14 protein-coding genes are annotated in these 14,744 nt (G+C 42.3%); 1 reads left to right on the top strand and 13 read right to left on the bottom strand.

The genetic code is table 11. The features are described from left to right. Positions 1-23: 23 nt before the first annotated feature. From MKO06_RS02030 to MKO06_RS02045, 4 genes are read right to left on the bottom strand one after another with little or no spacing between them, the layout of a single operon-like run. A complete protein-coding gene (locus MKO06_RS02030; RefSeq protein ID WP_241550673.1) occupies positions 24-2,324 on the bottom strand; it encodes an NADP-dependent malic enzyme in 2,301 nt (766 codons plus the stop codon). A gap of 54 nt (positions 2,325-2,378) precedes the next feature. Then, positions 2,379-3,305 (bottom strand): tRNA epoxyqueuosine(34) reductase QueG, encoded by a 927-nt coding sequence (gene queG, locus MKO06_RS02035; protein ID WP_241550674.1) that lies wholly within the window; start codon positions 3,303-3,305, stop codon positions 2,379-2,381. Between the two features lie 43 nt (positions 3,306-3,348). Next, positions 3,349-3,888, bottom strand: a complete 540-nt coding sequence (locus MKO06_RS02040; protein ID WP_241550675.1) for a hypothetical protein — start codon at positions 3,886-3,888, stop codon at positions 3,349-3,351. A gap of 35 nt (positions 3,889-3,923) precedes the next feature. Beyond that, positions 3,924-4,361, bottom strand: coding sequence for a cupin domain-containing protein (locus MKO06_RS02045; protein ID WP_241550676.1), 438 nt, complete (start codon positions 4,359-4,361; stop codon positions 3,924-3,926). A gap of 72 nt (positions 4,362-4,433) precedes the next feature. Between MKO06_RS02045 and MKO06_RS02050 the strand changes: the two genes are divergently transcribed. After that, on the top strand, positions 4,434-5,027 hold the full coding sequence (locus MKO06_RS02050; RefSeq protein ID WP_241550677.1) for a TetR/AcrR family transcriptional regulator: 594 nt from the start codon (positions 4,434-4,436) through the stop codon (positions 5,025-5,027). Between the two features lie 325 nt (positions 5,028-5,352). Here the strand turns inward: MKO06_RS02050 and MKO06_RS02055 are convergent, their stop codons facing one another. From MKO06_RS02055 to MKO06_RS02095, 9 genes are all read right to left on the bottom strand, one after another. Then, positions 5,353-5,631 carry a DUF4242 domain-containing protein gene (locus tag MKO06_RS02055; protein ID WP_241550678.1) on the bottom strand — a complete coding sequence of 93 codons (279 nt, stop codon included), beginning with the start codon at positions 5,629-5,631 and terminating at the stop codon, positions 5,353-5,355. Positions 5,632-5,759: 128 nt separating this feature from the next. After that, positions 5,760-6,188, bottom strand: coding sequence for an AtzH-like domain-containing protein (locus tag MKO06_RS02060; RefSeq protein ID WP_241550679.1), 429 nt, complete (start codon positions 6,186-6,188; stop codon positions 5,760-5,762). 252 nt (positions 6,189-6,440) lie between these two features. Continuing rightward, positions 6,441-7,775: a cytochrome P450 gene (locus tag MKO06_RS02065; protein WP_241550680.1), complete on the bottom strand. Its 1,335-nt coding sequence runs from the start codon at positions 7,773-7,775 to the stop codon at positions 6,441-6,443. A gap of 64 nt (positions 7,776-7,839) precedes the next feature. Further along, positions 7,840-8,868 (bottom strand): Holliday junction branch migration DNA helicase RuvB, encoded by a 1,029-nt coding sequence (gene ruvB, locus MKO06_RS02070; protein WP_241551013.1) that lies wholly within the window; start codon positions 8,866-8,868, stop codon positions 7,840-7,842. A gap of 137 nt (positions 8,869-9,005) precedes the next feature. Beyond that, positions 9,006-10,826 (bottom strand): cytochrome c oxidase subunit I, encoded by a 1,821-nt coding sequence (locus MKO06_RS02075; RefSeq protein ID WP_241550681.1) that lies wholly within the window; start codon positions 10,824-10,826, stop codon positions 9,006-9,008. 17 nt (positions 10,827-10,843) lie between these two features. Further along, a complete protein-coding gene (locus tag MKO06_RS02080; protein WP_241550682.1) occupies positions 10,844-12,052 on the bottom strand; it encodes a cytochrome c oxidase subunit II in 1,209 nt (402 codons plus the stop codon). Positions 12,053-12,085: 33 nt separating this feature from the next. Then, positions 12,086-13,480: a quinol:cytochrome C oxidoreductase gene (locus MKO06_RS02085; protein WP_241550683.1), complete on the bottom strand. Its 1,395-nt coding sequence runs from the start codon at positions 13,478-13,480 to the stop codon at positions 12,086-12,088. A 20-nt stretch (positions 13,481-13,500) separates the two neighbouring features. Beyond that, positions 13,501-14,208, bottom strand: a complete 708-nt coding sequence (locus tag MKO06_RS02090; protein ID WP_241550684.1) for a c-type cytochrome — start codon at positions 14,206-14,208, stop codon at positions 13,501-13,503. A gap of 5 nt (positions 14,209-14,213) precedes the next feature. Further along, on the bottom strand, positions 14,214-14,741 hold the full coding sequence (locus MKO06_RS02095) for a DUF3341 domain-containing protein (RefSeq protein WP_241550685.1): 528 nt from the start codon (positions 14,739-14,741) through the stop codon (positions 14,214-14,216). Positions 14,742-14,744: the final 3 nt, after the last annotated feature.

The following is a 14,744-nucleotide window of genomic DNA, read 5'->3' on the forward strand; positions in this document are numbered from 1 at the left end:
AATTCCCTGAAATCTTTAAATTCTTAGGCACCAACTTCTTTCTTAAGCCGCTTCTCCTTTTCCTGGGCATCAACAACCGCAACAGCAGCCATATTCACCATCTCTTCTACACTGGCACCCAATTGTAAAATATGAACCGGTTTCTTCATTCCCATCATGATAGGACCAATGGAATCTACATCGTTCAATTCCTTGATAAGCTTATAGGTACTGTTAGCCGAATCCAATTCTGGGTAAATAAGCGTATTCACTTTTTTACCTGCAAGTTTCGAGAACGGGAATTTATTCTGAAGCATTTCCCTGTTCAGGGCAAAATCGGCCTGAAGTTCCCCATCCACATTAAGTTCAGGGTAAAACCTATGCAGGTAAGACACCGCTTCTTTTACCTTTTTCGCCTTAGGGTCTTTTGATGAGCCAAAATTGGCATAAGAGATCATAGCGATCACCGGCTCCATCCCGAACAATTTAACCACCCGTGCAGTCATTTGCGCGATCTTTGCCAGGTCTTTCGCCGAAGGATCTATATTGATAGAGGTATCACTAATAAACAAGGGACCTCTTGAAGTGTTCATCACATTGGTGGCAGCAACCCTGGTGACTCCCTTAGCCATTCCTATCACCTCCAGCATAGGTTTTACAACTGTAGGATATGCCCTGGAATAACCTGAAAGCAATGCATCGGCATCACCCTCGTTCACCATCATGGCCGCAAAGTAATTGCGTTCGCGCATCAATTTTTGAGCATCATATTTAGTAACGCCGTTTCTATGCCTGGTCTCCCAGTATTTATTCGCGTAATTCTGGCGATGATCTGCCTCTTCATCAGACTTTGAATCGATGATCAATACATCATCATCTTCAAAATCGATCTCGGTCATCAATTCCTTGATCACATCCCTTCTTCCTAAAAGGATTGGGTAACCTATACCCTCATCCCTTACGATTTGAGCGGCCTTTAGCACATCCAGATGATCAGCCTCCGCGAAGACGATTCGTTTCGGATTGGTTTTCGCACGGTTGATGAGCATTCGGGTAATCTTATTTTCGTTACCCATACGCTCCAGTAATTCCTCCTCATATTTATCCCAATCCTGAATATCCTGGCGGGCAACGCCACTTTCCATAGCCGCTTTCGCCACGGCTGGTGGGACTTTAGCAATGAGTCTCGGGTCGAATGGTTTTGGAATGATGTAATCAGGCCCAAAATTGAGCCTGGTTTCTCCATAAGCGATATTCACCTGTTCCGGCACGGCCTCCTTAGCCAGTTCGGCCAGGGCCTTTACCGCAGCCTTTTTCATTTCCTCATTGATCTTGGTAGCTCTTACATCCAGGGCACCACGAAAAATGAACGGAAACCCAAGCACGTTATTAACCTGGTTAGGATGGTCACTCCTTCCGGTTGCCATGATGATATCCTTTCGGGTCTTCATGGCCAGCTCGTAATCGATCTCCGGGTTCGGGTTGGCCATTGCGAAAACGATAGGCCTTTTAGCCATACTGTTCAGCATTTCAGGAGAAACGATATCGGCAATTGAAAGCCCCACGAACACATCGGCATCTTTCATCGCCTGTTCGAGCGTATCTATCTTCCTGGCAGTGGCGAATTCAGCTTTTTCTTCGGAAAGGTTTTCACGATCCTTGCGAATCACTCCTTTGCTGTCCAGCATCACGATATTTTCAGCTTTCGCACCAAAGGCTTTATATAGTTTTGTACAGGAAACAGCGGCAGCACCGGCACCGCTGATCACGATCTTTACTTTCTGAATCTTCTTTTTAGCAAGTTCCAGGGCATTCAAAAGTGCTGCTGCCGAAATAATGGCCGTACCATGCTGGTCGTCGTGCATTACCGGAATGTCCAGCTCCGCCTTTAGCCGTCTTTCAATTTCGAAGGCCTCAGGGGCTTTGATATCTTCCAGGTTGATCCCCCCGAAAGTAGGAGCAATATTTTTAACGGTTTCAATGAATTTATCCACATCCTTGGTATCCACCTCGATATCAAATACATCGATATCTGCAAAGATCTTGAATAAAAGACCTTTTCCTTCCATCACCGGTTTCGAGGCTTCGGGACCAATATCTCCCAGTCCAAGAACAGCTGTTCCGTTAGAAATTACGGCAACCAGGTTTCCCTTGGTGGTATATTTATACGCGTTTTCCTTATCCTTTTCGATTTCCAGGCAGGGCTCGGCCACACCCGGCGAATAGGCAAGAGACAAATCTCTTTGGGTCGCGTATTTTTTGGTTGGAACGATCTGAATTTTTCCCGGCTTCGGCTTGGCATGGTAAACCAGTGCCTCTCTTCTCTTTCTGGAAGTGTTACTCATAATTCATTTTTTTGGCTGAAAGCAAAGGTAGTAAGGCTGAGGTTAAATAGAAATCTATTCTTTTAAAAAGCTGATATTTCTTTTTAAACCTTCATATTTGGTTCGTTTCACCGCAGATTTGCGAAAGATCTCGTTAAAAGTCTCACGGGTGATCTCTTCCCAGTCCTTCTTGTCATTTTCAATTAACTGTGGATGCGGATTGAACAGCGGTTCGTTATGAGGCTTTGAAAACCGGTTCCAGGGGCAAACATCCTGGCAGATATCACAGCCAAACATCCAGTCTTCGAACTTATTTTGATAATCAGAAGGTAAATCATCTTTGAGTTCGATCGTAAAATAAGAAATGCACTTGCTGCCATCTACCTTATATGGCTCGTAGATCGCATCGGTTGGGCAGGCATCGATACAGGCTGTGCAGGTGCCGCAATGGTCGGTAACAGGAGTGTCGTATTCCAGTACCAGGTCCACGATCAGTTCAGCGATAAAATAAAAACTACCGACCTGCCGGGTAAGCAAATTCGAGTTTTTACCTATCCAACCGAGTCCGCTTCTTGCTGCCCATGCCTTATCGAGAACCGGGGCCGAATCGACAAAGGCACGACCATGAAAATCCCCAATTTCATGCTGAAGACTGGCTAGTAATTGCTTCAGTTTATCTTTGATCACGAAGTGATAATCCCGGCCATAGGCATACTTGCTGATCTTATACGAGTCTTTATTCTGGGTTTCTTCCGGATAATAATTCAGGATCATGGAAATGACACTTTTCGAACCCGGAACGAGCCTGGTAGGATCCAGTCGTTTATCAAAATAATTCTCCATATACCGCATCTCTCCATGACGGCCTTCGTTCAGCCATTTTTCCAGTCTCGGAGCTTCTTCCTCCAAAAATTCAGCTTTCGAAATTCCGCAAGAAAGAAAGCCGAGGCGTTTGGCTTCGGCTTTGATAAAACTGGAATATTTACTTGCTGATGTACTCAAAACTGAACTTTTCAGCAGCTAATTTAAAGATTAATTTTGGAGATTATTGAAGCGCGGGATTATAAGGCGCAAAAACACCATTCTCATTCTCTAAACCTACCCAGGCATGAAGCGTCCAGCCTCCTGCTGCACAATTCACTGCCCACACATCTTCAGAACCAATAAATCCTTCTGGCGCGTTGGAATACTCTGTATCTGGATCACAACCCGGGATTGGGATCAAATACTCAGCTGCGACGAACTGCATATCTCCGTTTTCATCAGGGTGATAGACGAGGATTTCCGGCTTTAACACTTCAAAATTCATATCTACATACTCCATTTTCGCATAATGCACTCCCATTCCGGGCACTAGCGGACTTACGGCTTCGTAACCCTGTGCTTCGGCAACCTGGAAATTATGAAATCGCTTCATTGCTTTTGTTAGCATTTCCAGCTGTTCTTCAGCATTCCCGGCATTTTCTATTTTGAAATCATAGACTTTTAAAATCTCTTCTTCTACCTGTTCATTACTGCAGGATGTTGCAAACACCATAAAAAGAAGTAATACGGGTTTGGCAATTTGTAAAATTCTGTTTTTCATCTGACTATATTTATTGGTTAATAATTAGTTACTTTTTATTTCATTTGGATCTTCATATCATAATCTGGTGCAGTCTTTAATACCTGCTGAATAATTTCGGGGGATACAGATTTCTTAGCTGCATCTACTTCGGTTTCAGACACTCCATACTTATTGAAGAATTCAGAAAAGCCTTTTGGACTATGTATATTCACCCATTTACAAACCATATCACCTGAATTTTTAAAGGTATGTACGGTATTAGGTGGGATATCTACAGATTCTCCTTTTTTAATTTTTCTCAGTTCACCATTGATGACAAAATCCATTTCGCCTTCCATGATGTAAAAGGACTCGTGATATTTTTCGTGATGGTGTGGTGGAGGGCCTGGTATATTAGGTTGAGATTCACCGATAGCCATATCGTAATTTGCCGATAAATTTTGTGGAAAAACTTGGTGTCCTAAAACCCACATTTTCAAATTATTATTCATCTTATGAGATTTTTGTCTCGTAAATATATTTTTAAATTTTCAATATTCAAAATTTTATAAGACATTTGTCTCATGAATGAGAAATATATAGGCACCGGCAGGAAAAATCAAAAGCTAAAAACCCGTGATAAAATCCTTGAAAGCACCCAGTCTTTAATGGAAAATAGTGAAAATCTTACCCTGGAAGATGTCGCGAAAAAAGCTGGAATTTCAAGAGCCACCATTTACAGGTATTACTCAAAAATCGAGATCCTGGTTGCGGAAGCCGTTCTTGACCTGAACACGAAAAGCACCGAAGAAATCATTGAAGATGTACGCCATATGGAGCTTGATAAAGCAATTATTGCCATCCAGGATTATTATAATAATCTCACTATTGATCATGAAGCGGGATTCAGAAAATATATGAGCGTGGTATTGAATGCGGAACAAAGCAAAAAGATGCGTGGGGCCCGGAGGAAGAAAACCTTACAAAAACTTTTTAAAGATAAAGCCAAACACCTATCAGCATCAGAGCGCGAAAACCTGGCAAACCTTGCGACAGTTTTAATGGGAATTGAAGCCTTTGTAGTAACTAAAGATGTTTGCGACCTGGATAATCAGCAATCAAAGGAGGTATTAAACTGGGGTTTAAAACAGGTACTTCAGTCGGTATTGAAAAGTTGAATTCTAATTTTAAACGAGATTAGAATTACAAGTATTTAATTAGATGTCTATTTTCCTGTAGCAGGAAAATATAGTTAGGAGTAATTCTCTCCATAACTTAACCAAAAAGCATACAGGTCCTTCTGCACACATTCGAGTCACAGGGCAGAATACTTAAATAATTATGATTTAGTAATAACATTGATAAAAGCCTAGGCGTTTGGCTTAGGCTTTTATTAGTTGAGAAAAGCGTCCATTTTTGGTCATGGCGCTAATTTAAGTTATTTAGGATCGCCTTCCGGAGGGATGGACTAAGAACATAAAATCCTGAATTTTTAAATATTCATTACACCTTAGCGGTCTCCGGACTAATAATTTCAGAAACCACCGATATTGAATTAATAGGAAATCCACCTTTTTTAGCATGTTCTTTTAATAATTCAGGGTTTGTAGCTTTATAAATACAGTAAACTTTATTTTCCGCTACATAGCTGTGAATCCACTTAATTTCTTCGGAATTCATTCCATCCAGAACGTCGCATGACTTTCTTGAAATTCCCTGGAGATCTTCATGGGTCGACTTCCCTATCTGAGGAATCTCCCGTTCGATAACAAATGTTTTCATTTTTCTAGTTTTTGTTTCATTAAATCAAACCCAATTTTCTTACTCATTAATTTCTCCATACATGCATGCTATCAATAACATCATTTCATTTTGCAACCCTGAGATCTTGACCAAATTACCTATAAAATCTACTCCTGAGCAATAGGCGCCATATGTTCATGGGTAATCTTCCAGCCGTCTGGAGTTTTAATAAATAACAAAGTTCCCTGCATTTTCATTTCGTAAGTTTTCTCACCTCTATCAAATTTAAAATCGGAATGAAAGGTGACATTTGCCACATCGCCCCCATAGACGTTAATTTGAAGATCATCCCAATTCCATTTTTCAACCCTGGTAATAGTTCCAAGAAAACTCCTTTCAAAATCTTCATTTTCTTTAGAACCCTGTCGCATGCCACCCACTTCAAACTCGGTGAATTTCGGCCCGTAAGCATGCATGGAGATTAACTTATCAGTTTCATTATTCCGAATGCTTTGTTCAATTTCATCCAGTGCCTTTTTCACTTCCTTCTGGGCTTCCGGATATTCTTTTGTGAGTTCGGGTTCCTGCGATAACAAAATTGACGGAACCAAAAAGATTAATATGGCTGCTAGATAAGGACGAACCATAAGTCAAGAATTTTAAAATTAGTGCCTCAATTCCAAAACAAAGAGGTATTTAGGTAGAAAATTGAATTCAGGGATAAGCTTAAAATCGGCATAAGTATAAGCCAAAATGGAGGGGTATAGAAGTAGAGTATTACAGGTTCAAGTAACCAATTTTATATTTAATTTCAAATGGGTGTAAATCGGTATTTTAGAATAAAGCAATTAGTTAGCCCTTGTTTCGAATTTTAAAAGGGCATTTTTCGGCTTAAGAGTGATCAAAGGTTTGATATCGATAGTATCTGAAACGGGATACATCTTATAACGGGAAACCAGCTCGGTGACCGCGATGATCATCTCGAACATCGCAAAATTGTTCCCAATGCATTTTCTTGGACCGGCTCCGAAGGGAAAGTACTGGGAGGAGAATTTTCTTCCTCCTTCACTAAAGCGTTCTGGTTTAAAATCTTCCGGATCTTCCCACAGTTCCGGATGCCTGTGAATCTCATAGACCGAAAATAACAAATTGGAACCAGGTTTAAACTTCATGTCTCGGAATTCATCTGGTTCCAAATTCACCCGGTCTATAAAATAAGCCGGGGGATACAAACGCATCCCCTCCTCGATCACCTGCTGAGCTATAGGTGATGAGGTCACGATCCCCATAAGGTCCTTATCAGTATTCTGCCTGGACTCCTCGTAAATTTTTTCCTGCCACTCAGAATGATGAGCCAGTAACTGACTGATAAAACTCAATGCGTTGGAAGTGGTCTCGTGACCAGCGACAAACAGGATCAGGATCTCATCGATGAGCTGTTCATCGTCCATAAAGCTGCCATCATCATATTTTGCTTCCAGCAACATGTCCAGCAAATCGCCATAGTTTTTAGAAGAGGCTTTTCGTTCATTTACGATTCCCTGCAGAATCTGCCTGGATTCAGCTGTAAGCTTCAAATAATGATCGATCTTTCCACTGGCCTTGAACCACCACCTTAAATAGGGCTGCCGCAATTCGCGAACCAGCATTTTCTGGGCCGCTTCGGTTATATACTGAAGCCTGTTGATATCTTCCTGGCTGGCTGCACTGCTAAACAGAGATTTCACCACTACCTGGAAGGCCAAATCATTAAAAATTGGAAAAACATCGATATCCTTTCCGGGTTCTATCTTTTTGAATTCAGCAAGAATTGCGGATTGGATGCTACCCAGTAAATTAGCGAGTTGTTTTTTATGGAATGCCGGCTGAATCAACTTGCGTTGTATTTTCCAGTGCTCCCCTTCTGAAGTGAGCAAACCATGACCCACGTATTTTGTAAGGTCTTTGGTCTGTATCTCGGTTTTGGTATAGTTGCGCTGGTTCTTCTGAAGCACATATTCCAGCAAACCCGCATCCCTGGAAAAGATGACCGAATTAACAAACCCAATGTTCAATCTAAAGGTGTTTCCCCTGGTCTCAAAATTTTGGTGGTGAAACGGCAGCGGATTTTTGACAATATTAGTGGAGTGCTTCAGGAACCTGAGCAGGGAAACTTCGGGTATGTTATCTTTTGTTTTAGTCAATTATTTTATTCTCAAAATTAGGATCAGACCTCACAGGTTTTGGAAACCTGTGAGGTCTATTATATTACTGGTCAAAAAGTCCGCCCTGTGGGCCGCCCTTGATCCTTCCTAGATGTTTATAGGCCAGTTCAGTCACTTCCCTTCCCCGCGGGGTTCGGTAAATAAATCCCTGCTGTATCAAAAATGGTTCGTAGACCTCCTCAATGGTTTCGGCACTTTCACTTACCGCGGTGGCCAGGGTAGTGATCCCAACAGGACCTCCCTTAAATTTATCGATGATCGTGGCCAGTATTTTATTATCCATTTCATCGAGGCCGTGTGCATCCACATTCAAAGCTTTTAAGCCGAACCTCGCGATCTCGATATCGATCTTTCCATTACCTTTTATCTGCGCGAAATCCCGAACCCTCCTCAACAGCGCATTGGCAATTCTTGGCGTTCCGCGGCTTCTCCCGGCGATCTCGATGGCAGCCTCATGGGAAATTGGAACTTTCAGGATCTCGGCGCTTCGCTCCACGATCCCGGAAAGCAGTTCTGTGGTGTAATATTGAAGTCGGCTGGAAATACCAAAACGAGCTCTCATGGGCGAAGTAAGCAATCCTGAACGGGTTGTTGCGCCTATCAGGGTAAATGGATTCAGGTTGATCTGAACAGTCCTCGCATTCGGCCCGGTTTCGATCATGATATCGATTCGGTAATCTTCCATAGCCGAATACAAATATTCTTCGACAATCGGACTCAACCTGTGTATCTCATCTATAAAAAGTATATCCCTTTCCTCCAGATTAGTGAGCAAACCTGCCAGATCCCCTGGCTTATCCAATACAGGACCGGAAGTTACCTTTAAACCAACATTCAGTTCATTGGCCAGGATATGCGCTAATGTAGTCTTTCCTAATCCCGGAGGACCATGAAATAATGTATGATCCAGGGCATCTCCCCTGAGGTTGGCTGCCTGAACGAACACCTGGAGATTTTCCAGCACCTGTTCCTGCCCGGCAAAATCGTCAAAACTCAACGGCCTTAAGGCTCTTTCTATATCAAATTCTTCTGAAGAGAAATTTTCTCCGGTGGGATCTAGGTTTTCGTTCATCATAGGTCAAGAAATTCCTGCTGAATATACTAAATATTGAAATAAACAGCGGCTTCAGCCAGGCTTTCAAAGATAATTAAAAAAGCCTCTCCGGTGTGGAAAGGCTTTCTTTATATAAATACTAAGAATAATCTTTTCTAGTGATTAAGCTCCTCTTCATCTTCCTGCAAAGGAACCGTTTGCGGAACAAAATCCTGACCCTGGATCACATAATCACCATTCTCCTTGGTCTTGGAATAATCGTAAGCCCATCTGTAAACTGAAGGGATCTTTCCTGGCCAGTTTCCGTGAATATGTTCAACAGGGGTCGTCCACTCAAGTGTATTCGATTTCCATGGGTTCTGAACGGCTTTCTTTCCGTAGAAAATAGAACCGAAGAAATTATAAAGGAATACAAGCTGAGCGAATGCAGTGATGATAGCCGCCACCGTGATGATCACGTTTACATCGGCATAATCATCAAAATAAGGGAACTCTGTGTTCGTGTAATAACGCCTTGGAAGACCTGCGATACCAATGAAGTGCATTGGGAAGAATACCCCGTAAGCTCCAACAGCGGTGATCCAGAAGTGAACATAACCAAGGTTCTTGTTCATCATTCTTCCGAACATCTTTGGGAACCAGTGATAAACCCCGGCAAATAGACCGTACAATGCAGAGATACCCATTACCAGGTGGAAGTGAGCTACCACGAAGTAGGTGTCATGCACGTTGATATCCAGGGTTGAATCTCCAAGGATGATCCCTGTTAAACCTCCGGTAATGAAGGTAGAAACAAGACCAATGGAGAACAGCATCCCCGGGTTCATTTGCAGGTTACCTTTCCATAAGGTTGTAATATAGTTGAATGCCTTAACTGCAGATGGGATCGCGATCAATAGCGTTGTAAAGGTAAATACCGATCCAAGGAACGGGTTCATACCAGATACGAACATATGGTGACCCCATACGATAGTTGAAAGGAATGCAATTGCAAGTATAGAGGCAACCATCGCACGGTAACCGAAGATAGGTTTACGTGAATTGGTTGCAATAATTTCAGAAGTGATACCTAATGCAGGTAATAATACAATATAAACTTCAGGGTGACCCAGGAACCAGAACAGGTGCTCGAACAATACCGGAGAACCTCCCTGGTGACTCAATACTTCTCCCTGGATAAAGATATCACTAAGGAAGAAGGAAGTACCAAAACTACGGTCCATGATAAGGAGCAAAGCAGCTGATAAAAGTACCGGGAACGAAACAACACCGATGATGGCGGTCACGAAGAAAGCCCAGATAGTTAACGGAAGTCTGGTCATAGACATTCCATTGGTTCTTAGGTTTATTACGGTTACGATATAGTTCAAGGATCCCAGCAATGAAGATGCAATGAATATCGCCATTGAAACTAACCAAAGTGTCATCCCAGTACCTGAACCTCCAATCGCCTGTGGCAATGCACTAAGCGGGGGATAGATCGTCCAACCGGCTGATGCAGGACCTGCTTCTACGAATAGAGAAGAGATCATGATCACACTCGAAAGGAAGAACAACCAGTAAGATACCATGTTCAGGAAACCTGAAGCCATATCACGCGCACCAATTTGAAGCGGAATCAACAGGTTACTAAAAGTACCACTCAATCCAGCCGTTAATACGAAGAATACCATGATGGTTCCGTGAATGGTAACAAGGGCCAGGTAGATACTTGGTGTCATTACTCCGTCTGGAGCCCATTTTCCAAGCAGTGCTTCAAAGACCCAGAATGACTGCTCAGGCCATGCTAGCTGAATTCTGAAAAGGATAGACATCGCAATCCCGATGACACCCATTAAAAGCCCGGTAATAAGATATTGCTTGGCAATCATCTTATGATCGGTACTAAATATATACTTTGTTATAAAAGTCTCTTTATGATGATGTCCGTGATCGTCGTGGTGATCGTGTGCCGGTGCGTTTGCAATTGCTGACATATCTCTAATTCTTTAGCTTAATTATTTTTTTCTACTACAGCCACCGCTTCACTTTCCTGTGGCTCCTCGGTATTTTCATCCTCTTCCATATCCTCTCTGGTTTCTGCCGGAGTATCACTATCTCCATCTCCCGCAGTATCTTCAGGACGGTCTACATTCTCGCTCTGGCTGGCCATTAAAGCTCCAAATGTTTGCTGCTCATCTAACCAGGCATTAAAATCTTCTTCGCTCTCTACAACGATCTTCATCTGCATATTATAGTGAGCCTGTCCGCAGATTTTGTTACAAAGTAGGAAATATTCAAATTCATACTCATCCAGGGTAGGCTCTCCTTCAGCTCTAAGCGCTTCATTTCGCTCTCTTCTTTCGGCATTCACACTCTTCACCTTGTCTACCATATATTCACTCTGGCGCATTTCTTCAGATGTAATGGTTGGAGTAAATCCAAACTGGGTGATCATTCCTGGCACTACGTTCATCTGCGCCCTGAAAAACGGGAAGTAAGCTGAATGAAGTACATCCTGAGAACGGAACTTGAACAGTACCGGTCTATCTACGGGTAAGTGTAATTCGGTTACGATCTTATCGTCATCACCATAAGAATCTGATTCATCTACACCCAACTGGTTCACACCTTCGATAAAACGAACGTTGGCTTTACCAAGTGTATTATCATCCCCGGCGTACCTGGCTCTCCAGGCGAACTGGTAAGCGTAGATCTCAACTATCATTGGATCTTCTTCGATGTCTACATTCATAATATCACTCCAGGTGAAAAGTCCATAGATGATCAAACCAGCAAGCGTGATCACTGGAATAATGGTCCAGATAAATTCCAGTTTATCATTATCGGCATAGAAAAGTGCTTTTTTACCTTTCTCTCCTTTATATTTAAACGCAAAATAATGAAGCAGTCCCTGAGTGATAATCTGTACGAACATGATAAGCGCAATGGAAACGAACATCAGCGTATCATATTCTGAACCATGCTCAGAAGCAGCTTCCGGAAGATAGAATCTTCCATATTCCCAGAAGCAGAAAATAGTGATCGCATAAAGGAAAATAACGAAGGCTAGCATCAAAAAACCATGCAACTTATTATCCTTATCATTCGCAACCTGGGAAGTATCTTCATCCGGTCTTCGAGATAACTGAAAGATCTTAGATATCTGCCATCCCGTTACGGCAAGAAGTGCCAATACTATTATTACTAAAAATACGGTCATTTTATATAATCTTCTTTAAATAATCAATCTCAATTAATAGTGGTAATGCTTACTTTCCTTTATAAAAGGATTTCCCTTAACAAGCAACGGAGCTTTGGTAAGCGAGTTGAACACTACAAAAAGGAACAACCCTCCAAACAATAAGACACCACTGATCTCTGGAATCCCTATAAACCAGGATTCTCCAACTGTAGCTGGCATAACCAGTACATAAACGTTCAAATAATGCCCGGTTAGAATTACGATTCCCGTCATCACCACGAACCAGTTAACTCTTTTATAGTCGCTGTTCATCAATAGAAGAACAGGGAATATAAAGTTGGTTACGATCATTCCCCAGAAAAGGATTGGATAATCTTCCATTCTTGTGATAAAGTAAACCACCTCTTCAGGAATATTCGAGTACCAGATCAACATGAACTGAGAGAACCATAGATAAGTCCAGAAAATACTGATTCCGAACATGAACTTAGCCAGGTCATGGATATGACTGTCGTTCACGAATTCAAGATATCCTCTTGATTTCAGGTATATGGTCATAAGTGCGATAGTTGTAATACCAGACACGAACAAGCTGGCAAAAACGAACCATCCAAATAAAGTACTAAACCAGTGTGGATCCAAACTCATGATCCAGTCCCAGGACATCATCGATTCGGTCACGATAAAGAATACCAGGAATCCTGCAGCCAGTTTAAAGTTCTTCTTAAAGATGGAGTTATCGGTAGCGTCGTCCATCTTGATAGAGTTCTTTCTTAATAAATGTCTGAACAACACCCATCCTCCAAGGTAGATAGCCGCTCTTATCAGGAAGAAAGGTACGTTTAGGTAAGCTGTTTTATTCTGAATGATCTCATCGTGAGCCACCACTTCCGGATCCATCCAGATAAACAGGTGGTTCAGGTGCAATCCTGATAATGCAAGGATCACAAAAACGATTAGTCCACCAGGTAACAGGTAAGCTGTAATGGCTTCCATCACTCTGAAAAGTACTGGTGACCAACCTGCCTGAGCAGCGTACTGAATCGCGTAGAACGCCAGTACACCCAGGGAGATCATAAAGAAAAAGAAGGCAGCCACGTAAAGTGCAGCCCATGGTTTATTTTGTAACTGATGCAGCACATGCTCGTAATGTTCATCTTCGTGAGAAGCTTCAGCGCCATGAGCTTCGCCATGTTCCCCTTCAGCCACTTCACTTTCGTAACCTTCAATGTTCTCTACCTCTACTTCATTCCCCGGTAATTGTTCTACATTGATATTGGTTGTGCTTTCATCTGCATGCCCTTCACCATGATGTTCAGAAGCCATCATCTCCTTTACATCTTCTACGGTTTCCGGTGCAGCAATGAATCCATAAATGAGACCTATTGCGCCAACGATCATGAAGATGATCGCTGTTAATTTTATTTTACTGGATAGCGTATACATATTGATAGATCTAATCTTTACTAGTTGATTTCGGTTTGGTTGTCTGTATTCGTATCTTCAGAATCCTCCACATCATCAGCATCATCATACAGGTTCACATCGGCTCTTGAAGGCAATAGTCGCTCCTGGTTGGTTTGAGAACCAGCATCAACAGTTTCCCTTTCCGGATTACCTTCTAACTGATCTTTAAGAGACATTACGTAATGAGTGATCTGCCAGCGCTCCTCGATAGAGGTTTGAGAGGCATAAGATCCCATATTGTTAAGCCCATAATACATCACGTGGTATACACTACCTTCAGTGATCGCTCTACCTGCATCGTCATAAGACGGAACACCAAGTATCTTCTCACGTTCTACAAGGATTCCTTTACCATCCCCTTTATCACCGTGACAAACCGCGCAATAAATAGTGTAAAGTTGCTTTCCTTCAGCCAAATTATCATCGGTATAAAGAAGCGGGTTTTTAAGATTTTCCTTAGCTTCAGCCGCACTCTGAGTGTTATCCTGGTATTCGTATGGCAACCAGCCTCTAGGTACGCTCTCCTCAACAGGAAGTTTCGCCTCCTGACCATTCTCGAACACCTCGTATTCGCCATAGGTTTCGTAACCTACAGACTCATACATATCTGGCATATACTGGTAATTAGGATCGTCCTTATCCTGGCAGGATACCACTACAGATCCCAGAAGGAACAATGCTATAGTTTTATGGAACAAACTTCTCATTATCACTATTTATTATCTATTAATTTAATTTCAGACGCACCAGTTTCATAAAGGAAATTGGTAAGGTCATCTACATTATGACCGGCAACATCTACCTCCATTAGGAAGACATCGTCCGTAGTTCTAACATCAGGATTCTCAGCTTTCTTAAATGGCCACAATTTACTTCTCATATAGAAGGTGATCACCATCAGGTGAGCTGCAAAGAATACCGTTAATTCGAACATGATTGGCACAAAAGCAGGCATGTTTTGCAAAAAGCTGAAACTAGGCTTTCCTCCAATATCCTGCGGCCAGTCTTCTATCATAATAAAATTCATCATCGCGATGGCAACACTTAAGCCCACTAACCCGTAAAGGAACGAGGTGATGGCCAGCCTGGTTGGAGCAAGCCCCATGGCTTTATCCAGCCCGTGAACCGGAAATGGACAATAGATCTCACCAATATGATAGCGTGCTTCACGGATCTGCTTTACGGCTTGCATAAGCAGATCGTCATCTCTGTAAATAGCGTGTAATACTTTAGATGCCATCCT

The sequence above is a fragment of the Christiangramia oceanisediminis genome, assembly GCF_022570735.2.
Taxonomy (GTDB): Bacteria; Bacteroidota; Bacteroidia; order Flavobacteriales; family Flavobacteriaceae; genus Christiangramia; species Christiangramia oceanisediminis.

Coding starts and splice junctions, on each gene's coding strand:
- MKO06_RS02075 (WP_241550681.1), bottom strand. CDS start 10,826: ATGTCAGCAATTGCAAACGCACCGGCACACGATCACCACGACGATCAC.
- MKO06_RS02080 (WP_241550682.1), bottom strand. CDS start 12,052: ATGACCGTATTTTTAGTAATAATAGTATTGGCACTTCTTGCCGTAACG.
- MKO06_RS02050 (WP_241550677.1), top strand. CDS start 4,434: ATGAATGAGAAATATATAGGCACCGGCAGGAAAAATCAAAAGCTAAAA.
- MKO06_RS02045 (WP_241550676.1), bottom strand. CDS start 4,361: ATGAATAATAATTTGAAAATGTGGGTTTTAGGACACCAAGTTTTTCCA.
- MKO06_RS02040 (WP_241550675.1), bottom strand. CDS start 3,888: ATGAAAAACAGAATTTTACAAATTGCCAAACCCGTATTACTTCTTTTT.
- MKO06_RS02055 (WP_241550678.1), bottom strand. CDS start 5,631: ATGAAAACATTTGTTATCGAACGGGAGATTCCTCAGATAGGGAAGTCG.
- MKO06_RS02095 (WP_241550685.1), bottom strand. CDS start 14,741: ATGGCATCTAAAGTATTACACGCTATTTACAGAGATGACGATCTGCTT.
- MKO06_RS02090 (WP_241550684.1), bottom strand. CDS start 14,208: ATGAGAAGTTTGTTCCATAAAACTATAGCATTGTTCCTTCTGGGATCT.
- ruvB (WP_241551013.1), bottom strand. CDS start 8,868: ATGAACGAAAACCTAGATCCCACCGGAGAAAATTTCTCTTCAGAAGAA.
- MKO06_RS02030 (WP_241550673.1), bottom strand. CDS start 2,324: ATGAGTAACACTTCCAGAAAGAGAAGAGAGGCACTGGTTTACCATGCC.
- MKO06_RS02085 (WP_241550683.1), bottom strand. CDS start 13,480: ATGTATACGCTATCCAGTAAAATAAAATTAACAGCGATCATCTTCATG.